The 26,547-nt window shown below is 65.5% G+C and carries 22 protein-coding genes; 8 read left to right on the forward strand and 14 right to left on the reverse strand.

The features are described from left to right. The first annotated feature begins 111 nt into the window (after positions 1-111). Positions 112-717 (forward strand): alpha-isopropylmalate synthase regulatory domain-containing protein, encoded by a 606-nt coding sequence (locus FRC98_RS15010; protein WP_146982254.1) that lies wholly within the window; start codon positions 112-114, stop codon positions 715-717. A 21-nt stretch (positions 718-738) separates the two neighbouring features. Here the strand turns inward: FRC98_RS15010 and FRC98_RS15015 are convergent, their stop codons facing one another. Continuing rightward, entirely contained in the window at positions 739-1,581 is an 843-nt protein-coding gene (locus tag FRC98_RS15015) for a hypothetical protein (protein ID WP_146982255.1), read from the reverse strand. Between the two features lie 609 nt (positions 1,582-2,190). Here FRC98_RS15015 and FRC98_RS15020 point away from each other — a divergent pair. Further along, positions 2,191-2,946, forward strand: coding sequence for a hypothetical protein (locus FRC98_RS15020; RefSeq protein ID WP_146982256.1), 756 nt, complete (start codon positions 2,191-2,193; stop codon positions 2,944-2,946). 99 nt (positions 2,947-3,045) lie between these two features. Then, complete coding sequence (locus FRC98_RS15025) at positions 3,046-3,519, forward strand: response regulator (RefSeq protein WP_146982257.1); 474 nt, start codon at positions 3,046-3,048, stop codon at positions 3,517-3,519. 112 nt (positions 3,520-3,631) lie between these two features. Here the strand turns inward: FRC98_RS15025 and FRC98_RS15030 are convergent, their stop codons facing one another. Continuing rightward, a complete protein-coding gene (locus FRC98_RS15030) occupies positions 3,632-6,457 on the reverse strand; it encodes an FHA domain-containing protein (protein WP_146982258.1) in 2,826 nt (941 codons plus the stop codon). A 116-nt stretch (positions 6,458-6,573) separates the two neighbouring features. On the opposite strand from FRC98_RS15030, the gene FRC98_RS15035 reads away from it, so the two are divergent. The 3 genes from FRC98_RS15035 to pckA all read left to right on the forward strand — a co-directional run bounded on the left by FRC98_RS15035 (position 6,574) and on the right by pckA (position 11,252). Beyond that, positions 6,574-8,070, forward strand: a complete 1,497-nt coding sequence (locus tag FRC98_RS15035) for a sensor histidine kinase (RefSeq protein ID WP_146982259.1) — start codon at positions 6,574-6,576, stop codon at positions 8,068-8,070. A 44-nt stretch (positions 8,071-8,114) separates the two neighbouring features. Further along, positions 8,115-9,521 carry a sigma-54-dependent transcriptional regulator gene (locus FRC98_RS15040; protein WP_146982260.1) on the forward strand — a complete coding sequence of 469 codons (1,407 nt, stop codon included), beginning with the start codon at positions 8,115-8,117 and terminating at the stop codon, positions 9,519-9,521. A 135-nt stretch (positions 9,522-9,656) separates the two neighbouring features. After that, on the forward strand, positions 9,657-11,252 hold the full coding sequence (gene pckA, locus FRC98_RS15045; RefSeq protein ID WP_146982261.1) for a phosphoenolpyruvate carboxykinase (ATP): 1,596 nt from the start codon (positions 9,657-9,659) through the stop codon (positions 11,250-11,252). A 23-nt stretch (positions 11,253-11,275) separates the two neighbouring features. On the opposite strand, the gene FRC98_RS15050 is transcribed toward pckA, so the two are convergent. The 6 genes from FRC98_RS15050 to FRC98_RS15075 all read right to left on the reverse strand — a co-directional run bounded on the left by FRC98_RS15050 (position 11,276) and on the right by FRC98_RS15075 (position 17,450). Next, entirely contained in the window at positions 11,276-11,767 is a 492-nt protein-coding gene (locus FRC98_RS15050; protein WP_146982262.1) for a hypothetical protein, read from the reverse strand. Positions 11,768-11,793: 26 nt separating this feature from the next. Then, positions 11,794-13,953, reverse strand: coding sequence for a M48 family metallopeptidase (locus FRC98_RS15055; RefSeq protein ID WP_146982263.1), 2,160 nt, complete (start codon positions 13,951-13,953; stop codon positions 11,794-11,796). A 314-nt stretch (positions 13,954-14,267) separates the two neighbouring features. After that, the gene (locus tag FRC98_RS15060; RefSeq protein ID WP_146982264.1) at positions 14,268-14,702 is read right to left on the reverse strand and encodes a RidA family protein; all 435 of its coding nucleotides are present in this window, start codon (positions 14,700-14,702) and stop codon (positions 14,268-14,270) included. Positions 14,703-14,733: 31 nt separating this feature from the next. Continuing rightward, positions 14,734-16,194 carry a 2-hydroxymuconic semialdehyde dehydrogenase gene (locus FRC98_RS15065; RefSeq protein WP_146982265.1) on the reverse strand — a complete coding sequence of 487 codons (1,461 nt, stop codon included), beginning with the start codon at positions 16,192-16,194 and terminating at the stop codon, positions 14,734-14,736. Between the two features lie 35 nt (positions 16,195-16,229). Next, positions 16,230-16,922 carry a WYL domain-containing transcriptional regulator gene (locus FRC98_RS15070; protein WP_146982266.1) on the reverse strand — a complete coding sequence of 231 codons (693 nt, stop codon included), beginning with the start codon at positions 16,920-16,922 and terminating at the stop codon, positions 16,230-16,232. A gap of 72 nt (positions 16,923-16,994) precedes the next feature. Next, positions 16,995-17,450, reverse strand: a complete 456-nt coding sequence (locus tag FRC98_RS15075) for a hypothetical protein (protein ID WP_146982267.1) — start codon at positions 17,448-17,450, stop codon at positions 16,995-16,997. A 197-nt stretch (positions 17,451-17,647) separates the two neighbouring features. On the opposite strand from FRC98_RS15075, the gene ychF reads away from it, so the two are divergent. Both ychF and FRC98_RS15085 read left to right on the forward strand, forming a co-directional pair. Further along, on the forward strand, positions 17,648-18,742 hold the full coding sequence (gene ychF, locus FRC98_RS15080; protein ID WP_146982268.1) for a redox-regulated ATPase YchF: 1,095 nt from the start codon (positions 17,648-17,650) through the stop codon (positions 18,740-18,742). Then, a complete protein-coding gene (locus FRC98_RS15085; RefSeq protein ID WP_146982269.1) occupies positions 18,739-19,344 on the forward strand; it encodes a DUF6624 domain-containing protein in 606 nt (201 codons plus the stop codon). Before ychF ends, FRC98_RS15085 begins: the two co-directional genes overlap by 4 nt. A 376-nt stretch (positions 19,345-19,720) precedes the next feature. Here the strand turns inward: FRC98_RS15085 and glpX are convergent, their stop codons facing one another. From glpX to FRC98_RS15115, 6 genes are all read right to left on the reverse strand, one after another. Next, positions 19,721-20,746 carry a class II fructose-bisphosphatase gene (gene glpX, locus FRC98_RS15090; RefSeq protein WP_146982270.1) on the reverse strand — a complete coding sequence of 342 codons (1,026 nt, stop codon included), beginning with the start codon at positions 20,744-20,746 and terminating at the stop codon, positions 19,721-19,723. 136 nt (positions 20,747-20,882) lie between these two features. Further along, a complete protein-coding gene (rph, locus tag FRC98_RS15095; RefSeq protein ID WP_146982271.1) occupies positions 20,883-21,626 on the reverse strand; it encodes a ribonuclease PH in 744 nt (247 codons plus the stop codon). Between the two features lie 115 nt (positions 21,627-21,741). Next, complete coding sequence (locus FRC98_RS15100) at positions 21,742-22,638, reverse strand: N-acetylmuramoyl-L-alanine amidase family protein (protein ID WP_230467650.1); 897 nt, start codon at positions 22,636-22,638, stop codon at positions 21,742-21,744. Between the two features lie 146 nt (positions 22,639-22,784). Beyond that, positions 22,785-24,323: a hypothetical protein gene (locus FRC98_RS15105; protein ID WP_146982273.1), complete on the reverse strand. Its 1,539-nt coding sequence runs from the start codon at positions 24,321-24,323 to the stop codon at positions 22,785-22,787. Between the two features lie 66 nt (positions 24,324-24,389). Next, positions 24,390-25,541, reverse strand: coding sequence for an OmpA family protein (locus FRC98_RS15110; protein WP_146982274.1), 1,152 nt, complete (start codon positions 25,539-25,541; stop codon positions 24,390-24,392). Positions 25,542-25,689: 148 nt separating this feature from the next. Beyond that, positions 25,690-26,109 carry a DUF4398 domain-containing protein gene (locus tag FRC98_RS15115; RefSeq protein ID WP_146982275.1) on the reverse strand — a complete coding sequence of 140 codons (420 nt, stop codon included), beginning with the start codon at positions 26,107-26,109 and terminating at the stop codon, positions 25,690-25,692. Between the last annotated feature and the right edge of the window lie 438 nt (positions 26,110-26,547).

Genomic DNA, 26,547 nt, shown 5'->3' on the forward strand with positions numbered 1-26,547 from the left:
TGGACGCTTTTCTCGCAGATTGAGGCGTCGCATCCTGTCTTAAGCGGCACCGCTACCTTAACGTATGACCTCCCGAAGATAAAACGTCCTACCCGGCGAAAAGGAGCAACGATGGCGTTCGATCAAGAGAAGATGGTCAGTCTGATGCGCGAGATCCTCCAGGAGGATTACCTCACCCTGGCGGTCAAAGCCTACAGCCTGGAAGAAGATTTAAGCCGCGGGGAGTGCCTGATGCGCTTTCAGCTCGCCCAGCGCGAGGAGAACCCGGTGGAGGTCGAGGGCCAGGGCGTGGGCACGATCGATGCGCTCTTTAACGGGCTGCGTCAGCACCTCGCCAATGACTATCCCTCGTTGAGCTCGATCGCCTTCTCGCAGTTCGCCATTCAGGGGTTGCTCAACAGCAAAGATGCCCGGGAGTCCACCAAAGCGTGGGCTGAGGCGACCGTGGGCATCGTCAACAGTGAGGGGCGAGAGTTCGTGTTTCAGGCGCGCCAGCCCTCGGTCAGCCGCGCGGGTATTGAGGCGACGGTCAAGGCCGCCGAGTATTTTGTGAACAGCGAGCGCACCTATGTGCGCCTCCACGAAATCCTGGAGCATTACCGCGGGGAGGGGCGCACCGACCTCGTGGAGAAGTACACCGACCTGATGACGCAGGTCGTGCAGAACACCTCGTACTCTGAGGTGGTCGAGCGCATCCGCGCGCAGCTTAAGAGCTAAGGTCGGGGAGGGGGCCCCGCCTCAGCGGCAGCTGGCCGGGGTGGGCTGGCCGGGTGAGCCAAAGAGCGGGCCTTCGGAGAGGAGCTCGCGGTGGTAGCACCAGGCGGTGGGCTCGCGCCCGGATTGCTGGCCGGGCCGAAGGCCGAAGGCGACGTTCTCGCGCAGCTCGCGGCCGGTGCCTGTCTCGCCATTGGGGTCCACCAGCGCGCCTTCGCGCCAGGCGACCTCGTCGTGGATCACAAAGCCGAACTCGCCCTCAAGCTGGATCAGACGCATCGAGCGCGAGAAGTTGGACAGGCCCACCGGGCGGCCCCATCGGCCGTATTCGTAAGAGGCGGTCGGGTCGAGGACCTGGTCGAGGACGTAATGATCGCTGGCGCGGCGGTAAAAGAGAAAATGCTCGCCAGGGCCGATGGGCTCCAGGGCCTCGACCACCGCGCGCTCCTTGGGGGAGTCGAGCAGGCGGTCGATCTCGATACGCTCGTTGGTCTCGAGGATCTCGATGACGACGCCGCGCGGGTCGATGGGAGCGTCGCCCACATTCACGATCTCGACGTACTCGCCAAGCTCCTGGGATTCGCCGGGGGGAGGTTCCACGCGGATCATCAGCTCGGAGAAGGCCAGCGCGGGTTGTCCGGCGGGAGCATCGGGAGTGTCGTCGACGTCGGTGTCTTCAGCCGAAGCGTCGGCGCTGGCATCGACGGGGAGGTCGGTGTCGGGCCCCAGCGCCCTGTAGGGGTAGTCTTCCAGGTCGATGGCCAGGTTGCACCCGGTGCTCACGATGATGCTCAACGCCAGCAGCGCCCTCCACACCATCGGGTGCGGCGCAGGCGGCAAACGTGTCGAGCGATCGGGCTGGCGCATGGCGGACTGACTGAACGAAGGGGCCTCGAAAGGCGCAGTGGGGAGCCCGTGACGCGATCGGGTTCAGGGCGTGGGTCTGGAGGGTGGCATCAGCGGTGGTACGAACTTTGCCGAGAGTTGTCAGCCTAATTCAGATGCGCTAGAGTGTCGAGGAGAGCCGGCGCGCCCGAGGCACGTGCGCCGCTTTCCCCCGAAACCAACAGGGCATCGAGCATGACCGGCGAGCGCGCTCCGCAGCATGGGGTCGCGCCCATCATTGCGGGCGTTTTTGGCCGGAATGGCGTGGTGAGTCGGCATCGGTGAGTAGATTGATGACCAGGGAGCGAACGCCTCCATGGTCGATAAGGAGAGCGCGCTCCGATCGTCCGGCATCTGTGTAGGGCGTCGACGCGAGTGCCGGCCCCCCGAGGGTCCGCGGCACATAAGAGATCCGGGGAGGTCGGCCACGCCGCTTGTATCAGCGCGGCGCGGGCCAGCCCGCCGGCGAGCAGGTTTTAAACGAGCGACATACCGCCAGATCGATGCGTCCGGGACGCGCTGCCACAGGCAGCGTTGAGGTCCCCAGCAGCCGATCGTAAGTGACCTTTCAGGCTCAGCACCGAGGAGAGGATGAGCGAAGAGGCCAACCAGAGCGCCCAGGACAACAACCCCGAAGGTGGTGGCAGCAGCAAGCGCCGCCGTCGTCGTCGCCGTCGGCGCTCGCGCAGCAGCAAAGGCACCAATCAGAACGCCCAGAACAACGCCAAGAGCGAGTCGGGTGAGTCTGAGGGTGGCTCCAAGCCCTCCGGCGGCAAGAAGAAGAGCCGCGGCCGGGGTAAGAGCAAGAACCGTCGCCAGAGCTCACGGCGCTCCCGCGGAAGCTCGCGGCGCAAGAGCCGCAACCGCAGCTCTGGCAAGCGGCGCCAGCGACGCAAGACGCCGGTGCGCAAGCTCAAGACCCCCGAGAGCAAGTTGGGCGGACGCGAGCCGGTGGTCGATCTTTCGGCCGCTCAGGAGTCGCGCCGCGGTCCGGTGGAGCTGACCCCCTTTGAGGTCTTCTGCGCTTACCACTGCGGGATCACCGAGAATAACAACTTCCGTCAGCAGTCTCTGCGTGAGGTGGCCGGTCGCTTCAACATGCAGACCCACGAGCTGGAGAAGGCGATGCGGGAGTTCGGCCTGGACAAAGAGACGGTCAAGAGCTCCAGCTTTGACATCTCGCTTTGCCAGCTCGATATGAAGGTGGCCCCCGAGGGGATCGACAAGCGGGAGCTGGCCCGGGTGCTCTTTGACGAGTTTCTCGACGAGACGCCGCGTGCCCGTGAGCGCGTGGAGGCCTTTGAGGCATCGACGCAGACGCAGGCCGATGAGGCCAGCGGCGAGTGATCGAGGGCCGGTGTTTTCGGTGGCAGCGCGGGGCGATGTGTGTAGGATTGCCCCTGCCCCCTGATAGCCCCATCGAGATCACGATTCCGAGGTATATGCATGGACCCCAACGAGAAGAGCGCTGCTGATTCGATCGACGCGATCGCCGACGAGGACCTCCCTTTCGGCGCGCCGACCACCCGCGAGCGCCCGCTGATTCTCCTGGCCGATGACGACAGTGAACTGCGTGGCATGCTCAAGGCGCACTTCACCCGTCGCGACTGCGATCTTCTGGAGAGCGTCGACGGCGCGGATGCGCTGGAGAAGATCATTGAGCATCGCCCCAACCTGGTGGTGCTCGACGTGATGATGCCCGAGCTCACCGGTTGGGAGGTGTGCAAATATGTGCGTCAGCACGATATTTACGAGCACACCGCGATCATCATGCTCACCGGCATCGGTCCGACCAACAACGAGCTGACCAGCCCGCTTTTTGGTGCGGACGACTACATCGACAAGCCTTTTGACTTTGAGGAGCTCAAGGTCAAGGTCGCGAAGGTGCTTGAGCAGCGGCAGTCGCCGCCCCTTCGCTGAATCGGGCAAAGCTCGAAACATCGATACGCAAAAAAGCCCCGGTGAGGCGACTCGCCGGGGCTTTTTTGCGTGTGCGGAGGGTGAGAATCGGGGGAGCTGCCGGGCGAGGTGTTCAGGGAAGTTCGTCGAGCATCAACCGGGCGCGGCGGTGGTTGTCGCTGGAGGGGGGCACCATCGTGAGGATGGTGCGGCAGAGCTCGGCCGCCGCCGCGGGGTCGGAGGCGCGCTGACCGGCCGCCAGGATGTAGAGGCTGTTGGCCTCATCTTCCAGGGCCAGGGCGAGGCGGCGGGTGGTGGGCTCGCTGCGCGAGAGGGCCTGGGCGCGGGTTAAGAGCGAGTAGGCGCGGGCGTAGCTGTCGGAGGCCAGGGCCGCCAGGCCCTGGCCGGCCAGCGCGTGGGCCATGGCCGTGGAGGTCTTCTGCTCGAAGTAGCCTCGCCCGCCGGCGATGGACTCGTCGGCTTTGCGGGCGCGTTGAATCAGAGTGAGTGCGCGATCGAAGTCGCCCGAGTCCAGCGCCTGCTGGCCCTGTTGCAAGCTCTGGCGGAAGGTGCGCACGTCGGCGGCGGTTCGCCCGGCGCGCTCGCCAATCGCCCCGCCTGAGGCCTGTTGAATCGACTCGAAGTGGGCGATGGCCCCGTCGAAGTTCTCGTCGCGGTAGAGGTTGAAGCCTTCGGTGAAGTTGATAGAACCCCCGGAAGATCCCGATGATGCTCGCGATCCGGAGGATGACGAAGGCGCGCCAGCGGACCCAAGATCGGCAAAGGGGTTGTCGAGTTCGGGCTTTTCGCGCTCGGTGGAGGGGCGGGCCGAGGGGCGCCGGGTGCTGCTGGCGACCTCGCGCTGACGTGCTTCCTCGGCCTGACGTTCCTCAAGCTGGCGGGCCTCTACCGCTTCGAGGTCGGCGAGGAGTCGCTGTCCACCTTCATGTTGCGGGGAGATGCTGAGAAGATCGTCGATGACCTCGCGGCTGGCCGCCCAATCCTCGGCCTCAAACGCGCGCTGGGCGCGCTCAAAGATCCCGTGGACCTCGCCCTGGCGAGCCAGGCGAATCAGAGACTGCGCTTCGCTGTGGTAGACGCTCTCGCGGGAGATGGCGCCGAGCTCAGAGAGCAGCGCCTTGTCGATGGCATCGACCCGGGCGCGGGCTCGCTCGACGGTGGCGCGAGCGCGACGTTCGGTGGCGATGCGCGCAAGCTGTGCGTCAACTTCTCCGAACTCCGAATCTGCGGCGGCGGCCTGTTTGAAAAGATCTTCGGCGCGCTCCCACTCGCGGCTCTTGATGGCTTCGACGCCTTCGAGATAGAGGGCGCGGGCGTCGCTGTCGTGGACGGCGGTGGCAGTCGCGGGCGCGCCTTTCGCCTCGTCTGGCGAGAGCGCCAGGTGCACGATAAGCCCGATGAGCGGAAGGCAGAGCAGGGCGGCGCCGATGGTCACGCCCATCAAGATGCGATCGAGGCGGCGCGGCGAAGCCGGGGAGGGCACCGCGCCCAGCTGGCCCTGCTTGAGCGCGGTGGCCGTCTGGGTGGAGGCCGCCGGGATCAGGCGCCGCTGACGACTCTCGGTGGGGCGATCGCCGGGGATCACAAACTGAAAGGTGGTCTGCCCGGCCTCAATGCGGTCGCCGTGAAAGAGGTCGGCCTCGCGGATCTTCGCGCCGTTGAGGGCGGTGCCGTTGATCGACATCAGATCGCGCACCATTAAGCTGTCATCGTGCTGCTGAATGATCTCGAAGTGCTTGCGGCTCATCGAGAGGTCCGGGACCACAATCGAGTTGTCGGTGCCGCGGCCGACGGTGCTGCGGATGCGGTTGACCAGAAACTCCTGACCGACGGTGGGGCCGCTCAGCGTGGAGATGCGCGGGCAGACCGGGTCGGCCTCAAAGGGGCTGGAGAAGACCTCGGTGGCCTGGGCGGCGAAGTCATCGGAGGCGGGCGCCGGCGACTTCGCGGCGACATCGGTACCGGCCCGCGAGCGATCGCCGCGGGCGAGCTCTTCGACAGACGATATCTGGGTCGCCTCAAAGGCGCCGGAGTCGGCTGCGGCAACAAGCTCCATCGAGACGCTGCTGCGGTCGACGGGGGGCGGAGCCTCACTGGCGGTGTCGAAGACACTGCGGGCGATCTCGGTGCGCTCGGGCTGAAGATCGTCTCGGGTATGCTCGCCAAGCCCGGGGGCGATCTCGGTGCGCTCCGCGAGCAGGTCCTCGGGGGCCGCATCCATCAGCCCGGGGGCGATCTCGGTGCGCTCCGCGAGGAGGTCGTCGTCGGGGGGAGCGTCGCTGAGGCCGGGGGCGATCTCGGTGGCTTCCCCTACGAAGGCTTCCTCCACGGTGAGATCGTCGGGAGCTTCCGGGGGGGTGGGCTCGGCCAGCGAAGAGGCGTGCGTGGCTGCGGGCTTTGAGACCTCGTCGAGGTTCGGGGCGGAGGTCTGGATGTCGGCGCTGTCGGAGGCATCCGCCGGAGAGATGCCGATGGGCCCGATGGCGTGGCTGAGCATGGTGGCGCGGGGGGCCGAGGCGCGCGCTTCCGCGTTGGCATCTGTGGCGATTCCGCCCGCGTTGAGCGCGTTGCCATCGTCGCCCTCATCGAGATCTTCGGGAAGCATCTCGATGGTCGTCGGGGCGTCGTCCTCGGCGATGGCGTCGGCGCGGGCTTCAAGACTGCCTTGATCGATCGATGCAGGATCTTTTTCGGCACTGACGTCGGCTGAGGCGCCCGGCGCGCTGAGTTTTTTCAGGCGCTCCGAGAGCGAAAGTCCGGCGCCGGATGCGGTGCGCAAGGCACCCAGGCCCTGGATGGTCTTTCGGGGGGCGGGCACCACCGGGCTCGATGAGGGAGCGTCCTCCGGTGAGGGAGCCGATGAGGCGCCCTCGGCGGAGATACCTTTGTCCTCGGGTGGCTGCTCGCCAGCCGAAGGCTTGTTCTCCGCGTCACTCATGGGTCCTCAGGTCGTGCTGGCGTTTGATCTTCGGGGCGTGGCGAGGATAGCGTTGGCGCAAGAAAGGTGTCAATCAGGCGGTCTTCGGACCCGGCCCCCCATCGCGAGTAAAACCCGTGAGAGTTCGAGCTTCGTTGCGCGCCCAGATGATCGCGGCGTTTGTGGTGCCCACGACGTTGATCATTGTGGCGATGATCGGGCTGGCCTGGGCCAGCGCTCAGCGAGGTCTGGAGGAGGAGGTGGGCCGGCGGCTCATCGCGATCGGCGGCGCGCTGAGCGCGGAGCTCAGTGAGGGCATTGATGCGGCGCAGCTCGGCCGCATGGACGCCTCGATGGAGCGGGTGCGCGCGCGCCTGAGCGAGCGGCTGGAGGCGACGCGTCAGGCCACCGACGCGCGCCGGGTGATGATCGTCGATTCGGAGCTTAAGAGCCTGGTCGACACGGATGTGGCGGTTAGTTTTGGGCAGCCTGTCTTCTCGCTGGAGGCTGATCGGATGGAGATCGCGCGCAGTTTTGAGGATGGCGAGGCGCGCACCAGTCCGATGTTTCGCACCGACGACGGTCAGCGTCACAAAAAAGCCTTTGTGCCGGTGTGGCTCGATGATGAGCCGGTGGCAATGATTGTGGTCATCGCCAGCGCCACCCATTTCGAACTTCTGGGAGACTTCGGCGGCGCGCTGGTGGCGCTGGGCGGGGTGGGTGTGGCGGTGGTGGGCGTGGTGGCGGTGCTCTTTGCGGCGGCGCTGCTTCGTCCGGTGCGCCGGCTTGTCAGCGGGGTGGAGCGCGTGGCGCAGGGCGAGTTGAGTCGCCCCCTGGTCAGCGCAGATCAGCCGGCGGCGGGGCCGGAGGAGATCGCGTTTTTGATGGGGGCGTTTGAGGAGATGCGTCAGTCGGTCGTCGCCCGCGACGCGCGCATGCAGATGATGCTCGCCGGCATCGCCCACGAGGTGCGAAATCCGCTGGGAGGCATGAAGTTGTTCTGCGGGCTACTGCACGAAGAGCTGCGCGATGCCGGTGAGGATGAACAGGTGGTGATGGTCGAGAAGATCGCACGGGAGCTCAACTATCTGGAGCGGGTGGTCACCGATTTTCTGGCCTACGCGCGCCCTACCGAGCTTGTGCCCGAGCGTTTTGAGGCGGCCGGGGTGCTCGCTGCGATCGAAGATCTTTTGCGCGGGGAGATGGCCGAGGTGGGGTGCGTGCTCAAGGTCGAGGGGGCGCAGGAGGTGGTCTGGACCGGGGACGTGAGCAGGTTGCGTCGGGCGATTCTCAACGTGGTGCGTAACGCGTATCAGGCCAGCCCCCCCGGGGAGTGCGTGCGGGTTGTGGTGGGTGACGAGGGGGGAGTGTGCCGCGTGGAGGTGATGGATCGGGGGGCTGGAATCGCGCCGGAGAAGTTGGCAGAACTGAGCACGCCCTTCTTCACAACGCGTGAGAAGGGCAGCGGTCTGGGACTGGCGCTCACCCGCCAGATCCTGGAGGAGCATGGCGGCAGCCTGCACATCGCGAGCGAGCCGGGGCAGGGCACCTGTGTGGTGTTGAGCTGGCCTTTTGACGGGTCGCTGCCCGAGGTGCCGAAAGCGCAGGCCGTGCCCGAGGGGTGGTTGGGATAAGTTAAGCAGGTGGTCGACGCCGCAGGGCGTCCGGGAGCATACGTATGGCGAAGGTGTTGGTCGTTGAAGACAATGAGACGTTGCGCGAGGGCATCGCGCAGGTGCTTACGCGCATGGGGCACACCGCACTGGCCGCCGAAGGGGGGCGCCAGGGGCTGGAGAGGTTTAAAGAGGCGCGCCCCGATCTCGTGATCACCGATCTGAAGATGGACGACGTCGACGGAATGCAGGTGCTCGCCAGCATCCGCGAGACGCGCCCGGAGGCGATGGTGATTATGATCACGGCCTTCGGCAGCATTGAGACGGCGGTGGAGGCGATGCAGGCCGGGGCGTTCGACTTTTTGCCCAAGCCCTTTCCGCCGGAGCTTTTGCGCGCCAAGGTCAGCCGCGCGCTGGAGGTGGGCGCGGAGCGGGCCCGGGCGGAGCGTCTGGTCGAGGAGAACGCCATCCTGCGCGAAGATGCCGCCGGCAGCTTCGATGAGGCGATCGTGGGTGATTCCCAGGCGATGGCCACCATCCTGGAGCGGGTGCGGCGGGTGGCGGGCAGTGAGAGCACCGTTTACATCCACGGGGAGTCGGGCACGGGCAAGGAGCTTGTGGCGCGGGCGATTCATAAGGCCAGCTCGCGCGCGGACGGGCCTTTTGTGAAGGTGAACTGCTCGGCGTTGGCCGAGGGGCTTCTGGAGAGCGAGCTTTTCGGTCATGAGAAGGGCGCGTTCACCGGCGCGCATAAACGTCGCCTCGGACGATTTGAACTCGCCGAAGGGGGGACGATTTTTCTCGATGAGATTGGCGATATTCAGCCCGCCACCCAGCTCAAGCTGTTGAGGGTGCTGCAGGAGCGGGAGTTTGAGCGGGTGGGTGGCGAGGAGACGTTGAAGGCCGATGTGCGGGTGGTTACAGCGACGCACCGCGACTTGCGAGAAGAGGTGGCGAAGGGCCGTTTTCGCGAAGATCTCTTCTATCGGCTGCATATTATCCCGGTGGAGCTGCCGCCCTTGCGGGATCGGCGCGAAGATGTGCCCGCGCTGGCGCGGCATTTTGTGGAGAAGTTGGCGCAGCGCACCCGCTCCTCGGCGCGCAGCATCGGGGAGGAGGCCATGGCGTTGCTGACGCGTTACGACTGGCCGGGCAACGTGCGGGAGCTGGAGAACGTGATCGAACACGCGATGGTCTTTGCGCGCGGCGAGTCGATCGGGGTGGAGGATCTTCCGCCGGCGCTGGGTGGTGGAGCGCAGGTGGTCGAGGGCATGGATTTGAGCGCGGTGGAGGCATCAAGCCTCCCGGAGGTGCTCGAAGCGTTGGAGCGCTCACTGATTGTGGCGGCGCTGGAGAAGGCCCAGGGGGTCAAAGCCGAGACCGCAAGGCTGCTCGGGATCAAGTCCAGCGCGCTCTACTACAAGCTGGAGAAGTACGGGGTGGAGGCACCCGATGAGGAGACCTCAGATTAAGTAAAGTTAAGCCCGGGGGGCTTACTTGACCGGTCCGGGGGGCGGTGATTAGTGTGCGGCCAGCCGCCGCCCGGCGGCGAACAGGGTGTGGGTGAGATGTTTCTCAAAAGGTATGCAGAACTCAAAGGTGACTTTATGAGCAAGGTCGACTTGAAAGGGTACGGCATCAATGGCCCCGAGGTGTTGCGTAACCCCAGCGTGGCTCGCCTCTACGAGATGGCGATTCTCAACGATCCGGGGGCAGCGATCGCCTCGAGCGGCGCGCTGATCGCGTTCTCCGGGGAGAAGACCGGACGCAGCCCCAAAGACAAGCGGGTGGTGCGCGAGCCCTCCAGTCAGGACGACATCTGGTGGGGCGATATCAACATCGCCATGGAGCCCGATGAGTTCATGCAGAACCGCCAGACGGCCATTGACTACCTCAATGACCGCCCGGTGCTCTATGTGATCGATGGCTTCGCCGGCTGGGATAAGGAGCATCAGCTCAAGGTGCGCATTGTGTGCGCGCGGGCCTATCACGCGCTCTTTATGCACAACATGCTTATTCGTCCCACGGCCGAGGAGCTCGAGAACTACGGTGAGCCCGATTATGTGATCTTCAACGCCGGCAGCAGCTCCGCCGATCCGGAGCGGGTGAAGTCGGTGACGTCGAAGACCAGCGTGGCGCTGGACTTCGATCGTGGCGAATTTGTGATCCTGGGCACCGATTACGCCGGCGAGATGAAGAAGGGCGTCTTCACGATCATGCATTACCTGATGCCCAAAAAGGGCGTGCTCTCGATGCACTGCTCGGCCAACCAGAGCAATGAGAAGGGCGATGTCTCGCTTTTCTTCGGGCTCTCGGGCACGGGTAAGACGACGCTCTCCACCGACCCGCACCGCGCGCTGATTGGCGACGACGAGCATTGCTGGACGGATAAAGGCGTCTTCAACATTGAGGGTGGCTGCTACGCCAAGACGATCGACCTGTCGAAAGAGCAGGAGCCGATCATCTACGATGCGATCCGCTACGGCTCGGTGCTCGAGAATGTGGGGTATGACAACGACTCTCGCGAGGTGGATTACAGCGACAACTCCATCACCGAGAACACCCGCACCTCGTACCCGATCGAGTATGTGCCCGGGGCGCAGATCCCCTGCGTGGGCGGGCATCCCAACAACATCATCTTTTTGACCTGCGATGCCTACGGGGTCTTGCCGCCGGTGAGCCGACTTACCCCGGAGGCGGCGATGTACCACTTCATCAGCGGGTATACGGCGAAGGTGGCCGGCACCGAGATGGGCGTGACCGAGCCCAAGGCGACCTTCTCAGCGTGCTTCGGCGCGGCGTTCCTGGTGTGGCACCCGATGCGTTACGCCGAGCTTTTGGCCGAGAAGATGCGCCAGCACGGCGCGAAGGCCTGGCTTGTGAACACCGGCTGGAGCGGCGGCGCCTACGGCACCGGCAAGCGCATGAGTCTGAAGCACACCCGCGCTATCATCGACGCCATCAACTCCGGTGAGCTAGCCGATGCGCCGACGGTGAGCGATCCGCTCTTCAAGGTCGATGTCGTCACCGAAGTGAAGGGCGTGCCCTCCGAGGTGCTCGTGCCTCGTAAGACCTGGGCCGATGCGGATGCCTTTGAGGCGACCGCGCGTAAGCTCGTGGGTCTGTTCGAAGCGAACTTCGAGCAGTACGCCGACCAGGCCGGTGAGGCCATTCTTAAGGCGGCGCCCTCGCTTAAGGGGTGACGTAAGGTGTTGAAAGTAGTGGCTTAAGTGCCGGTTGAGGGCGCGGTCTCCGAGGAGGAGATCGCGCCTTCGACGCTCTGGCGGGTCGCTTCCAGCGCGGCGCTGATGGCCTCGGCGTTGTGGCGAGGCAGGCTCTCGGCGATGAGGTGATCGCGGTGGGCGCGCAGCGCCTGGGCTGAGCCCTCGGGTTGGGAGGCAATCTGGGGGGCGTACTCGTCGAGCAGCGCGGCGACGCGCTCCATCTCCACCGGGGTCATCGGGCCGACGCGCGCCAGCGCGCGGGCCTGAAGCAGGGGAAGTTGCGCGCGCGCCTCCTCGGGGTTCCAGTCGCCGAGCTGCCGCTGCTCAAGGTGCGACTCCAGCGCGATGATGGCCGGGTCGAAGGGGTCGTAGCTCGCTTCAGCGCGAGGGCTCTCGTGCTGAATGGACATGTCGACCTGCGGCAGAACAATCGAGAGGAGGATCAAAAGGGCGCAGGCCGTCCAGATCCAGCTGGCTTTGATACGTACGGGCATAGATGAGATTCGATCGGCTAAGAAGTTCAGCGCTGGCGCGCCTCCCAGCGCTCCACAAGGTCGCGCTGGTGGGCCAGCATGGCGCCCAGGCTCTTGCGTCGCAGGTGGTCGAGGCGCTCGCTGAGTTGCTGCCACTGCCCCACGTAGAGGTTGAGCCACTGGTTGTTGAGCTCGCCACGCATCAAGGGTGCGGCGTCGACGAGCGGTACGTCGAGCAAACGCTCACCGAGGCTCGCTTCATCCTCAAAGCCGTGAAGTGAGGGAATGGGCGGGCCCTGGTAGAGGGCCTGGTCGAGCGTGGTGTGGGTGCCGACCAGAGTCTCGAAGATCCACTGAATGGCGTCTTCGTCAAGCTCCTCATCGGCGACAAGGTGGGTGACGCGGGCCAGCGAGGGGCTGTGTTTGCGCATCCAGCGGGCCAGGCGCTGGAGGTGATCGTGGAAGCGGTAGCGCGCCTCAAGCTCGTTGAGCGTGTCGTCGCCAAGCCGGGCTGCGATGACCAGGTGGGCGTGCATCAGGTCGGCGTCGAGTTGGGCGAACCAGCGCTGTTCGGCCTGCGGGTCGCGACCGCAGTCGGCTCCGGGTGGGCAGGGGCGCGCGCCGGCGCTGCTGCGCAGCGGGCGAGCGTTGCCATGAGCGGCCGCCGGCTGGGCAGTGAGCTGCGGGAGCTGGGAGGCCAGGCGCTCGGCGGCCTGGTCAAGCGTGGGGCCGATAAGGTCCTGCAGCCATGCGGTCATCGTCTGATCGTCGCTGTCTTCGGCGGCGGCGGCGTCAAAGACTTCATCGAGTTGGCCGAACTCCACGTAGCGGTGTCCGAAGACGACTTTTTCCCGCGGGTTGAGCAGGACCTCGGCGTGTTCGCCATCGAGGAACTCCTGCAGATCGTGGGCGTGATGGGTGGGGGCGGCCTCGCCGAACTCCAGCGCGTTGATGCCGCGGGTCAGCGCGTGGCGAAGGCTCTGCGGATCGTCGAAGAGGGTCCAGGCGGAGCGCTCGTCGAAGTCGGTGCGCACGTAATGATGACGGGCGTGGGCTTCGCGCACGTGGTGGGGCGGGTGCGAATCGAAAAGATCAGCGCGCTCGCCAGCGTCGGCCGGATCGAAGACCCAGTCAAAGCGTTGCGGATCGTCGGGGAGTGCCGGGGGCAGACCGAGGGTCGTGTCGCCCAGGCGCTCGCGCATCGAGTGCATCAGCTCTTCGTGGTGCAAAAAGAAGTCGTCGGTGCGCAGCCCCTCAAAGGAGGCTTGCTCCAGGTCGTAGCAGGTCTGGGCGTAGCAGCGGTCGGCCCAGTCGGCGCGCTTAAGCGCATGCACAAGGGCGTCGCTGCCGGTGAGGCGCACCGCGACGCGGTCGGCGTGCAGCTCCATCTGCCGGCTCACCGAGGCGTCCAGGCGCTCCAGCGCTGAGAGGGCCCGGCGAGCGATGCCGCGCACCAGCGCGGTGATCGTGTTGAGCAGAAGGGGCAGCCCCAGCCCGCGGTGCCAGCGAGTCTGCCAGCGGGCAAGCGCCCGATCGATGGGGTCGCGCTCCTCGACGAGCTGACGCAGGATCTCGGCGACGACGTACACGTAGTGCGTCAGACGCATGGAGCGCTGCGAGAAGTGGCCAAGCTCGTGGGCGAGCACGGCCTCAAGCTCGGTGCGGTTGAGCGTGTTGATGAGCCCCAGGCCGATGAGCAGGTTTTTGCGCACCGGGAAGATCAAGTTGAGCAGCGACGCGTCGAAAAAGACCCCGGCGTTGACCTGCGGACAGGCGTAAACGCGGTGGGGCAGCGGCGCGCCGGCGCGCTTGCTCAGATCGATGAGGTAAGAAAAGAGCTCCGGCTCGGACTCGGCGCTGAGTTCAATGAACTCCGAGCGGTCGACCTTCTGGCGGTGAAAGAGGCCCTTTAAGAGGACCAGCGCCAGGGGGAGCAGGAGCAGGACGGTGAGCGACCCGAGCACGATATCATCGAGCTGAATGGGGCCGCTTAACACCCGGGTTACGACCACGACGGTGGCCGCCACGCTTAAGATCAGCGCGCCGAAGTAGAGCACGAGCAGGCTGACCAGGGCCAGGGCCAGAAGACCCACGCGCAGCAGGTAGGCGCCGTTGAGTTGAAGGGCGTGGCGAGGCACTGAGACCGGCGAAGAGCCGGGGGCCGGGCCAAGAGCAGGGACGAAGCGGTGGAGCCAAGAACGATACATGAAGACCTCCCAAGGGCTGACAAAACGTCTATCCTGGGAAAGCCCACCTGATACTACCTGGACTTCAGGGCTTTCGAGCTAGCTCGCCGGCGGTTGCGCGAACCAGGAGTGGATTACACTGATACTGGAAAATTTCCAGTCTGCTTGAAGTATAGAACGAATTACCCTGAGGTCAAAATTTTTTGCTGAGATCGTGTTTTCGCGGGAGCAAGAAAAAAAGATGCCGCCCGGAGAAGAGCGGCATTAGGTGTGACGTGATTCTGTCTAAGGTGTTGATTTTTAAGAGGTATGTGTCGCAAGGGCGTGGCGAGGATTCAACGATCGCCTGTAGGCAAAGGCAGATAAGCCACCGCTTTCATCTCGATCGCCAGATTGGGATGCGGGAGCTGGTGGACGGCCACAGTGGTGCGGGTGGGGCCGGTCTCCGCGTTGAAAAATTCGTTGTAGACGGCGTTGTAGCCGGCGAAGTCGTCCATATCGATGAGGAAGGTGGTGATGTCGACCAGGTCCTCGAGTCCGGCGCCGGCTTCCTGCAGGATGCGGCCGATGTTTTCGATCACCGCACGGGTCTGCGCGGCGACGTCGCGGTGGATGGTGCCGTCGTCGTCGATGCGCACGCCGACATGGGTGTTGTCGGGGCGGCGGCTGGACACACCGCTGACAAAGATCAGATCGCCGACACGGCGGGCGTGCGGGTAATGGGCCAGCGCCGGAGCGCGGCCGTCGATGGTGTAGGCCCGGGTGGTCATGAAGCTCCTGAAGTTAGGCGTCGGATGTCGCTCAGAGTTTGATGCAGATGTTTTTCGTCTCGGTGTAGAAATCGAGCGAGTGGGTGCCGCCCTCGCGGCCGATGCCGCTGAGTTTGACGCCGCCAAAGGGGGTGCGCAGATCGCGCAAGAACCAGGTGTTGACCCATACGAGCCCCACGTCCATGCGGGCCGAGACACGGTGGGCGCGGCGGACGTCGTTGGTCCAGATGGCCGCGCAGAGGCCGTAGTCGGAGTCGTTGGCCAGCGCGATGGCTTCCTCTTCGGTGTCGAAGGGCATCACGTGGCAGACCGGCCCGAAGACCTCTTCGCGCAGGATGCGGGCGTTCTGGCTCAGGCCGGTCCAGACGGTGGGTTCGACGAAGGCGCCCTTTGAGAGCGCGCCGCCGAGCTCGGGGACGCCACCGCCGGCAACCACTGTGGCGCCTTCGGTTTTTGCGAGCTCGAAATAGCTCAAGACTTTTTCGCGGTGGGCGTGGCTGATCAGCGGGCCCATCTGGGTGGCCTCATCGAAGGGGTCGCCCACCTTGAGGCCGCGGGCGCGGGCGGCCAGCCCTTCGACGAAGGCGTCGAAGATGGGGCGCTCGACGTAGACGCGCTCCGAGCAGAGGCAGACCTGGCCTGTGTTGGAGAAGCTGGAGCGGGCGGTGCCGTCGATGGCTTCTTGAAGATCGGCGTCGGCGAAGACGATCGCGGCGTTTTTGCCGCCGAGCTCAAAGGAGATGTCGCGCACGTGCGGGGCGCAGGCCTCCATAATGGCGCTGCCGGTGCGGGACTCGCCAGTAAATGTGATCGCGTCGACGTCGGGGTGGCGGGTGAGCGCTTCGCCGGCTGAGCCCGGCCCGAAGCCGTGCACCACGTTGAAGACGCCCGGCGGGACGCCGGCGTCGCGAAAGACCTCGCCAAGGAGCGCGGCGGTTGAGGGGGTCTCTTCGCTGGGTTTGGCGACCACGCAGTTGCCCGCGGCAAGCGCCGGGGCGACCTTCCAGGTGAGCAGCAAGAGGGGAAGATTCCAGGGGCTGATAACCCCCACAACGCCCAGGGGGCGGCGGATGGTGTAATTGAGCGCGCCGCCTCCGCCCGGGGTCTCCGTCTCGAAGGCCGCGGTGTGCTGGGTGCGCATCAGGTTGGCGAAGAACTTAAAGTTTGCCGCCCCGCGCGGGATGTCGATGCGGCTTGCGAAGCTCGCCGGCTTGCCGGTGTCGAGCATCTCGGCTTTGAGGAAGTCGTCGAAGCGCGCCATGATGCCGCTCGCGACGCGGTCGAGGGCGTCGAGGCGCTCGGAGAGGGGCATGGCGCCCCAGGGGCCTTTGAAGGCGCGGCGCGCGGCCTCAACGGCGCGATCGATGTCTTCGGCGCTGCCCTCGGCGACCTGCGAGATGATGGTGCCGGTGGCCGGGTTGGTGTTGGGGAAGTATGCGCCGCGCGCCGGCTCTACAAACGCGCCGTCGATGAAGTTGAGGATCTTCTTCACGCTGAAATGCCTTAAAGAACAAGGGGTTAGGTGCGTTACTCGTCGAGCAGGCTCATCTGGCCGGGCGGGTCTTGTTTTTTGCCGCCGCCCTCGTCGCTGGCTTTGCGCGACTTCTGGCGAGGCTTCTCGGGCCAGCCGCCGACGGGGTGAAGATCGCCGATGCGGCTGAGGCGGAAGACGCGCTCGTCGCGGCGCAGGTGGCAGTAGGCGTGGAGGTAGGTCTCGGCCTCCAGACTTATCGGCGTGATGCGGCGGCGAGTGAGCTCGCCGCGGCCGCGGCTGTAGTAGTGCATCTCCAGGTCGACGCCGCCGTGAATCGCCCAGCGCACCAGATCGGAGCGGCTGGCGGTGGGGTCGAGCTCGCCGGGGTCTTCGGTGCGCTCAGGGGTCCAGTCGGGATCGATGGCGCTGCCGATCCACAGGAGGATCTCGTAGGCCTCGACCTCGATGTCCATGACCTCTTTGGGGCCGAAGGTGTCGAGGACTTTGCGCAGCACCTGGTCAAGCGCGCGGGAGTTGACGCGGGTGGCGCCATGCTCGCGCAGGTTCTCCAGGAGCAGGCAGGCCAGGGCGACCGCGCCGCGCTCCTCGGAGGTGCGCAGCAGCACATCGCCCGGGGACTCCGGGAAGCTGAGCGGATCGTCGTCGTTGTTGCGGGCCGGGGCGCGAGCCAGTCGCTCGGCAATGCGGCCGCGAATCGTCGGGATCTGAATGGGACCATCGCCCACAGCACGACTCCTGGCGGATGGGGATTGATGCCGGCGCGTTTGCGACGCCGGCGGGCGTTGAGCGGCACTCTATCAGGGGTTGTCGTCTTCTTCGAGGGGCGCCGCGCCACTGTCGGTCGGTGGATCGGAGGATCGGGAAGATTCTTGCGACTCACCCCGGGCCAGGCGTCGAAACTCCTCTTCGAGAGAAGCTTCGTCCGGGTCGATGAGGCCGCCCTGGCGAACTTCTTCGAGCAGCGCCTCGGCGCGCTCGACCTCCGAGCCGTCGGGGCGGCGGGCCTGACGGATGAGCAAACGCTTCTTGGAGGCGATAAGTTCCAGCTCTTCGCGGGTTGCGTGACCCCGGGTGCGGAGCTCATCAACGCGCTCGGTGGCCTGGGCGGCGAGCTCCGGGTGGCCTTTTTCGTGGGCCAGAGCGACGCGGCGCTTCCAGGTGGCGAACTCTTCGCGGAGCTTTTCGAGCTCTTCTTCGAGGCGCTTTTCCTCGCGGATCAGGTACGCCATCTCGTGGCGGTAGGACGGGTCCATCGCGTCTCCTGGAAGTTCGCAGCGCGTGCTGCGGCCAAAGTTAAGCACCAGCGCCGGTTAGGCCTGCTTGCATCGGTGAGCCGGCTTGCGGTGGTGGGGCACTTTTACTAAAAGGACCGGCGCGCGCGCCCTGAGATTGCGCCCCGGCGCAAGCCGCGTCGATCGAACACACATCACCTCGCACCCGAGTCTATACCATGAGCGTCTCCGCTGGCATCGTCGGACTTCCGAACGTGGGCAAGTCGACCCTTTTCAACGCTTTGACCCGCGCCGAAGCGCAGTCGGCGAACTACCCCTTCTGCACCATCGATCCCAATGTGGGCATCGTGCCGGTGCCGGACGCGCGGCTCAAGAAGATCGAGCAGTATGTGCCGGCCCAGAAGATCATTCCGGCGGCCGTTGAGATCCTGGACATCGCCGGTCTTGTGCGGGGGGCGTCGCAGGGGGAAGGGCTGGGCAATAAGTTTCTGGCCAACATCCGCGAGGTGGACGCGATCCTGCACGTGGTGCGCTGCTTTGAGGATGAGAACATCACCCACGTTGAAGGTGGCGTGGACCCGGTGCGCGACGTCGAGATCATTGAGACCGAGCTGATCCTGGCGGATATGCAGACGGTGGAGCGCCGCCTCGATAAGGCGCGTCGCGCGGCGAAGGCCGGCGATAAGACCGAGGTGGCCCGTGTGGCGGTGCTTGAAAAGGTGCTGGCTGAGCTCAACGAAGGCAAGAGCGCGCGCGCCATCACGCTCACCGACGATGAGCGTCAGCTGACCCGCGACAGCCACATGCTCACCGACAAGCCGGTGCTCTATGTGGCCAACGTCGCCGACGACGATCTGGAGGGCAAGAGCCCTTATGTGGCGAAGTTGCGCGAGCTGGCCGATTCCCAGGGCAGCGATGTTGTCGTGGTCTGTGGTGAGATTGAGGCGGAGCTTGTGGAGCTGGACGAGGAGGAGCAGTTGGAGATGCTCCGGGGTCTGGGCATCGACGAGCCGGCGCTCAATGTGCTGATTCGCGCGACCTACGCGCTGCTGGGGCTGCAGGCCTTCTTTACGGCTGGCGAGCAGGAGATCCGCGCCTGGACGATCCCGGTCGGGGCGACCGCGCCGCAGGCCGCCGGTGTGATTCACTCGGACTTTGAAAAACGCTTTATTCGCGCCGAGGTCTACACCGTGCAGGATCTGGAGACCTACAAGGATGAGGCCGGGATTCGCGCCGCGGGCAAACTTCGTCTGGAAGGCAAAGAGTACGTGGTGGCCGACGGCGACATCCTGCACATCCGCCATAACGCGTGACATCGGGGCGGATCGAGGATCGGGCGGCCAGGCTTCTGGCGCTGGCCGCCGCCGATCACAAAACGCGCGAAGACCTGCTTAAGCGCGGCGAGTTGTTTGAGGGGTATCACGCCGAGATGCGGGCGGTGCATGAGGCAAACGCGCGTGAGCTTGAGGCGATGATCGACGCCGGGGGATGGCCGCGTACCTCGGAGGTGGGTGAGGATGCGGCGCGGGCTGCGTTTCTGGTGGCAAACCACGCGATAAGCCTCCCGGGCCTGCAACGTAAGGCGCTCCGGCTGCTGGAGGCGCTCGATGGCGAGGATGCGCGGGCGCTTGAGGTTGCCGTGTTGGGCGACCGCGTTCGATTTAATGAGGGGCGGCCTCAGCGCTACGGGGCGATCATCGATTGGGACGCCGAGGGGACCCTGGGTCCAGGCCTTCTGGAAGATGCCGACGAGGTTGAGGCGCGGCGCGCCCGGGTGGGGATGGAGCCCTTAAGTGAAGTTGTCGCCAGACTTCAAGCGCGCGCCGATGACGAGGGGGAGCGACCGCCGGGGGAGTGGGCTGAGCGTCGGCGTCAGATGCACGCGTTTTTTGTGAGCGTGGGTTATCGGGGTTGAGGGGTGACCGAGGGTCACCTATTTCGGCGCGTCGAGGTGACCGAGGGTTGATTTTTCTCGTCGCATTGAGGTGACCGAGGGTCGATTTTTTGGGGCGCTTTGAGGTGACCGAGGGTCGTTCTCCTGGTCCCATTAGGGTGACCGAGGGTCGTTTTTTTCGTTGGTGTTAAGGTGACCGAGGGTCGATTTTTCTCGTCGCATTGAGGTGACCGAGGGTCGATCTTTTTCAGTGCTATGAGGTGACCGAGGGTCACCTGCACGCAGAGGGTCACCTGCACGCACCGCATTCCGTTGCGATATGAGGGTCTTGCGAGACGCCGCGAACGAAAAAGCGCCCGGGCCACTTCGGCCCGGGCGCTTTTTTTGCTGATAGAGCTCAGTGGCGGGGTTTGCCGCAGTCGGCCATGTTCTCGTGCAAGCCTTCGAGGGTGTAGGCGGGCTTGCGCTCGAAGTCGTGCATCGCCTCGATGGTGCGCACGGTGCCGGATTTGGAGCGCATGACGAGCGAGTGGGTCTCACAGCCGCCGGCGAAGAAGCGTACGCCTTTGAGGATGGAGCCGTTGGTGACGCCGGTTGCCGCGAAGACGATCTCGCCGTGGGCCAGGTCGTGCATGGTGAGGAGGGCCTCGATGTCGCGGTCGCCCATGATGCGGCGAGCGCGCTGGCGTTCTTCGTCTTTGTAGAACATCAGGCGGCCCTGGATTTCGCCACCGAGACACTGCATGGCGGCCGCAGCGAGCACGCCCTCGGGGGCGCCGCCGATACCGAACATGATGTCGATGCCGCTGTCGGGGCGGCAGGTGGCGATGGCGGCGTCGACGTCGCCGTCTTCGATGAGGCGGATGCGCGCGCCGGTCTTGCGGATGGCGGCGATGACCTCTTCGTGGCGGGGGCGGTCGAGGATCATGGCGGTGAGCTCTTCGACGCGCACGCCTTTGAGCTCGGCCAGGCGGTGGAGGTTCTCGGCCGGGGAGGCGTCCAGATCGATGGCGCCGCGGGCGACGGGGCCGGCGGCGATCTTTTTCATGTAGATGTCGGGTGCGTTAAGGAAGCAGCCCTGCGGCGCCATAGCGATAAGCGCCAGCGCGCCGGGGCGGCCGTAGGCGCAGAGGTTGGTGCCTTCGAGGGGGTCGAGCGCGATGTCCATCTTCGGGTCATGGGGCGCGCGGCAGCCGACCTCTTCGCCAATGTAGAGCATCGGCGCCTCATCACGCTCGCCCTCACCGATGACGACGGTGCCGTTGATGTGCATGGCGTCGAAGGCTGCGCGCATGGCGCTCACCGCCATCTGGTCGGAGTAGGTCGGGTCGCCCTGGCCCATGGAGCGGGCTGAGGCGATGGCGGCGGCTTCGGTGACGCGCGCGAGCTCAAGCGCGAGGTTACGATCATCCACAGGAGTCATAGGAGTCATCCTCAAGGGTGGGGGAGGCCTTAGGGGCTCACCAGACGCACAGGTTCGAGCCTGAAGCGCCGCTGCTGGTCTCAATGCGAGCGAACATGCGCACCGATTACCCCGATGCCATAGCGAACTTATCGCGTTATTTAAAGTGCAGCCTCTCCGGAAGCACGTCGTTCTGCATCGCGGTGAGCTCGCCGATGCCCTTCTCGGCCAGGTCCAGCAAGGCGTTGAGCTCGGCGCGGGAAAAGGTCGCTTCCTCGCCAGTGCCCTGAACTTCGATGAGGCGGCCGGAGCCGGTCATAACGACGTTCATGTCGACGTCGGCGGCGCTGTCTTCGACGTAGGGAAGATCAAGCAGGGCGCGGCCCTCGACGATGCCGCAGCTGATGGCGGCGACCGAGTCGTTCAGGGGAACTTCATCGATGAGGGCTTCTGCGAGGAGCTTTTCGCAGGCCAGCGCCAGGGCGACGTAGGCGCCGGTGATGCTGGCGGTGCGGGTGCCGCCGTCGGCCTGGAGTACATCGCAATCAAGATAGATGGTGCGGGGTCCGAGTTTTTCGAGGTCGGTGACCGCGCGCAGGCTGCGGCCGATGAGGCGCTGGATCTCCTGGGTGCGGCCGCTTAAGCCGCCGCGGTGAACTTCGCGACGGAAGCGAGGGTCGGTTGCGCCCGGAAGCATGGAGTATTCGCCGGTGACCCAGCCGCGGGTGTTACCGGGCTTGTCCATCCAGCGGGGCACGCTTTTGTCGATGCTGGCGGTGCACATCACCGTGGTGCGCCCGAAGCGCACGAGCACTGAGGCGGCAGGCATGTCGGTGAAGTTGGGGGTGATGGAAATGGTGCGAAGTTCGTCGGGGGCGCGGCCGTCAAAGCGCTCGCTCATGGTGGCTCCATGGGGTGGGAGAAGGAGTGCGGAGGTTAAAAAAGAGCCCGCGCGGGGCGGGCTTCAAGGAGATGGTAGAAAGATTTGAAGGGGATCCAGCGCGCGGGTCCGGCGCTTAGTTGGCGTCGAGGACGCGCTCGAGCTCGGCGTCGAAGGTGACGATGGCGTCGAGCAGGGCGTTGACCACGCGCTGGCGGTGGTCGCGCTCAATAAGCTCGCTGCCTTCGTCGGGGTGGGTCAGAAAGCCGGCCTCGACCACGACCGCAGGCATATGAGCGCCGCGGAGCACCCCGAAGTTGGCCTGTTTGACGCCCCGGTCCATGGAGTCGAGGTGGCCGCGGAAGCCGTCCTGGACGCTGTGGGCCAGGCGAGCGCTGAGTTCGTGTTGGTGGGCGCGGATGAGGTCGCGCTGGATGAAGACGAGGTCGTCGCCGTGCTGTCCGACCAGGCGAGCGCCTTCAATAGGGGAGGCGTCGTCGTGGGGGAGTTCGACCGCGGGGGCCGGCTCCGGGGTGACATCCTGGGGGCGCAGGTAGAAGGTCTCGTAGCCCACCGCGCGGTTGTGGACCGCGGCGTTGTAGTGCAGCGAGAGGAAGACGTCGGCCTCGGCCAGGTTGGCCAGGTGCACACGTTCGGGGAGTGAGAGGGAGGTGTCCCAGTAGCGGGTCATGACGACGCGCACATCGGGGTAACGCTCCTGGATGGCCTCGCGCAGGTGGTAGGCGAGCTCCAGGGTGAGGTGTTTTTCGCGGATGCCGGCCACGCCGATGGCGCCGTTATTATCGCCGCCGTGGCCCGGGTCGAGCACGATGGTGCGCACCCGACTGAGGCGCTCGCCAGGGACGTCAGCGCTCTTGTAGGCCGCCACGCGGGCCTGATCGCGAAGGGCGACCACGCTGGAGAGATCGATGCCCCAGAGCGCGCCTGGGTGGGCCAGGGCAGTCTGAGAGGTGAGCAGCAGGGCCAGACCGAAGGCCAGCGCGCTGAGTCTTTGAAAGGATGAAGGGATCACGCCAAAACTCCCTGAAAACGTCACCGTCCGTGGTTTCGAGTTCTACAGGCGGGAGCGTAACAGTGTGTTTTCAGAGTGCAAAAAAAAAGAGGCCCGCTCCCCCGGTCGGGGGGCGGGCCGCTCTTTGAGGATCGTCGCGGGCAGCTTTACATGCGGAAGCGCAACCCCAGGTTGACGTCGACGTTGATGGAGGTGTCGGGGAAGAGCACCATCACGTAGGTGTCGGTGACAAAGTCGAGGTTACCGGAGAGGGGGACGTAGAAGCCGCCGCCAAAGCCGAAGTGGGCCCAGCCGGTGCGCACGGTGTCGCGGATGTAGCAGAAGGGCACGCCGGACTGCTGGTCCTGGAAGATCTCGCGGTTGTCGCAGACCCCGTCGTTGAGCGAGGCGCTGTGCTTGAGGCGAAGCCAGTTGCGCACGCGGCCGATGCCCAGGCCCACCGAGGAGTAGAAGCGGGGGGCGCCGGTGGAGATGTCGCGCTGGTACTTGAAGCCGATCATGCAGTCGCCGGGGAGGCCCAGGCCGAAGCACTCTTCTTCGTGCTGCCAGAAGGGGGCGTCGCGGTCGATGCTGCCTTCGACCAGGCTGTCGAAGTCCTGGGGCGGGGAGAACTGCCAGCGCCAGTACATGCCCAGGCTGTTGCGCTCGGTGAGACGCCACCCGAGGTCGAGTTTGGTGTGGGCAAACGCGGCGACAAAGCCCGGGGTGACCTCGCGGTCGATTTGCGCAGTGGGGGCGGTGCCGCTGGTCAAAAATCCCACGTCGGTGCCGGCGAGGAGCGTGGCGTAGAAGCCGCGGCCGGTCTTGTCTTCGGGCTCAAGATCGAGATCGTCGTCGGGCGGGGTGATGTCGGCGATGTCGCGTTCATCGGGCATATCTGCGACGTCGCCGCTGCCCAGCACGGTGATGCGGTGAGGGTTGCTCGCGCGCCCGCTCGATGCGAGCGGGTCGCCGGTGCGGTCGACGGCTTCGATGTAGTAGTCGATCTGGCTTGTGCGCACGTGGCTGGCGTCGAGCGAGAAAGCAAAGCGGGTGTTGCTCGAGGGCATCATCTCGGAGCGCGTGAACTCATCTTCGCCGAAGCGACGGTGGTTCAAGAAGACGCGGAAGACGGGCACCGTCTCGGAGACGTTGGCTTCAAAGAGGATGGCCTGTCCGGCGTTGGCGCGCGGGATGGGGCGGTGCTGCAGGGGGGCATCTTCGGCCCGGGGCTCTTCGGGATCGGGGGTGGTCTCTTCGACGACGGGCTCGGGAGGTTTGGCGCGCTGGCGAGCGCGCTCAAAGATCTGGCTGAGCTCGGGGGTCTCGTAGACGGGGAAGAGCACCGAGTTGGGGTCGGTCTCCAGGGCAGCAACAAAAGCCTCCTCGGTGAGCGCCTCATCGCGGGTGGCGGCGAAGCGCACGATGCCGAGCATGACGTAGGCGCGGGCGACCGCCGGGGTGCGCAGGTTGTTGCGCGCAGCGAGAACGACGGCCTGCTCAAGGGCCTCCTCGGCCTCCTCGATCATGAGCATGTCGTAGTCTTCCATCGCCTGATCGAGGAGCGCGGAGACCTGGGAGTCGGCAGAGTCCTGGGCGTAAACGGCCGTGGAGGTGGCCAGAGTGGTTGCACCGAAGGAGGCCGCGGTCAGGAGGGCGCAGATGGCGAGCGCCGAGGGGCGCGAAGAGAGCGAGCGGAGGTTCATGGGAGGGTACCGGGTACGGCGCACGTGAGGCGGCCGGCGCATGTGCGCCGGCCGCCCCGGAGGTGATCAGCGGCTGGTGATGTGAATCTCGACGCGGCGGTTGTTGGCGCGGCCTTCTTCGGTCGAGTTGTCATCGATGGGGCGAGCTTCGCCGAAGCCGACGGCTTCCATGCGCATCGGGTCGATGCCGCGCTCGATGAGGAAGGTGCGCACGCTGGCGGCGCGATCCTGGCTGAGCTGCTGGTTGTAGCTGTCGCGGCCGCGGCTGTCGGTGTGACCCTCAACCCGGATGGTGATGTTGGGGTTGTCGCGCAGAATCTGAGCGACCTGGTTCAAGAGCGGGAAGCTCTGCGGCAGGATGTCGGACTTGGCCGTGGCGAAGTAGACGCGCTGGTTAAGTCGGATCTGATCACCGTCAACCTCAGCGAGTTTGGGCTCTTCGGGCTCGTCCACCGGGCAGCCGGCGTTTTCGATCGGGCCGGGCTCAAAGGGGCACTCATCGAGGATGTTGGGGATGCCGTCGTTGTCGACATCTTCCACCGGGCAGCCGGTCTCATCCTGGAAGCCGATGAATTCGACGGGCTGAGTGGGGCATTGGTCGTTGATGTTGAGGATGCCGTCGCCATCGAGGTCGAGCATCGGGCAGCCCTGCTTGCCGCTGAAGCCATCGACGTCGCCGGCGATGTTCGGGCAGAGATCTTCGAGGTCGGCGACGCCGTCCTGATCGTTGTCGTCTTCGCGGCAGCCGTCTTCGTCTTCGAAGCCGTCGAAATCTTCGGCTTCAAAGGCGCAGCGATCGCGCTCATCGGGGATGCCGTCGCCGTCGGAGTCGAAGCTGAAGTCGACGGGGGCCTCGACCACGTCGATGGTTTCGGTGACCTCGACGTCAAGCGCCAGATCTTCGACGAGGCACTCGTCGTAGTCGGAGAGCTTGTCGGCTTTGCGCGCGTTGGATTCGGCGAGCTTGAGGTGGCGGTCGGCGCGGGTGAAGTCGCCGCGGCTGAGCTCGTAGAGGCCAAACTCGACCTGGGCCTGAGCGGTGGCGATCTCCTCGGGGGCGCAGTTGTAGGCCCTGGGGTAGATCGACTCATTGATGGCCTGGATCTCTTTGGCCTGACCACGCAGCTTGGCGCCGGTGGTGCAGCCAGAGGAGGCCAGCATCATCACACAGCCACCAAGGAGCAGGGCGAAACGCATCGTCGACTTCTGGGGGTTCATCGAGCACGACCTCGTTGGACCGGCGCGCCGCCATCATCAGCTCCCTCCTGCTAAGACAACATCAAGGGGAGGGCGGAGAGCGAAACGGCCATAAAACAGCTATCGGGCACCGCCCTCAACGAGGGGGCACCCGCACATACAAACAACGTTATTCAGCGAGCTCCGGGGCGGGCACGTCGGCCTCGGCCTCAGTGTCGGCCTCAATCGGGGACTTGTCGCGACCGAGGACCGGGTGACCGGGCCAGGGAGCCTCCCGGGCGTTGATCAGCGCGGATTCGGCGGCGCGACGTGCCTGGGTGGCGTAGTCGTAGGCGGCCTCAAACTGGGAGTAGCCCCACTCCTCTTTGGCTTTGTAGAGGTAGTTGGCCGCGCTGGTGTACTCGTATGGCGAGTGCTGGTCGGCGTCGGCGACCCGGGCACGCTCCATGGCGACCTCAGCCTCGCTGATGCGCTGGGTGGCCTGAATCGGGCCGCAGCCCACCAGCAGGGCGCCCAGGGCGACAAGCAGCAGCGCGCGTCCGGCGGCATGGGCCAGAGAGGAGAGCGCGTTCGATCGATGTGGGATCATAGCTCAGTCAGTCGGTAAGGCGCGCTGCAGACAGGCCCCAAACCAGCGGGAGAGCCGGTGCGATGCGGGCGCGCGATCAGGTAAACGGACGGCTTATGCACTACCAAAGGGGGCGAATCAGTGTCAAGGCGGCGGCGGGGTGGTGGGGTGACCGAAGGTCGGTCGGAGTGGGTGAGGGTGGGGTGAGGTGACCGTGGGTCGGTCGGAGTGGGTGAGGTGGGGTGGGTGAGCGAGGGTCACCGGACGTCGAGGTGTTGGAGTGACCGAGGGTCACCGGACGTCGAGGTGTCGGAGTGACCGAGGGTCACCGGACGTCGAGGTATCGGAGTGACCGAGGGTCACCGGACGTCGAGGTGTCGGAGTGACCGAGGGTCACCTGAAGTCCTTAGTTTAAGCGCCTGATCGTCACTTAGAGCTGGCTGGTCGCCGACGCAGGCG

It is taken from the genome of Lujinxingia vulgaris (genome assembly GCF_007997015.1).
GTDB classification, from domain to species: Bacteria; Myxococcota_A; Bradymonadia; order Bradymonadales; family Bradymonadaceae; genus Lujinxingia; species Lujinxingia vulgaris.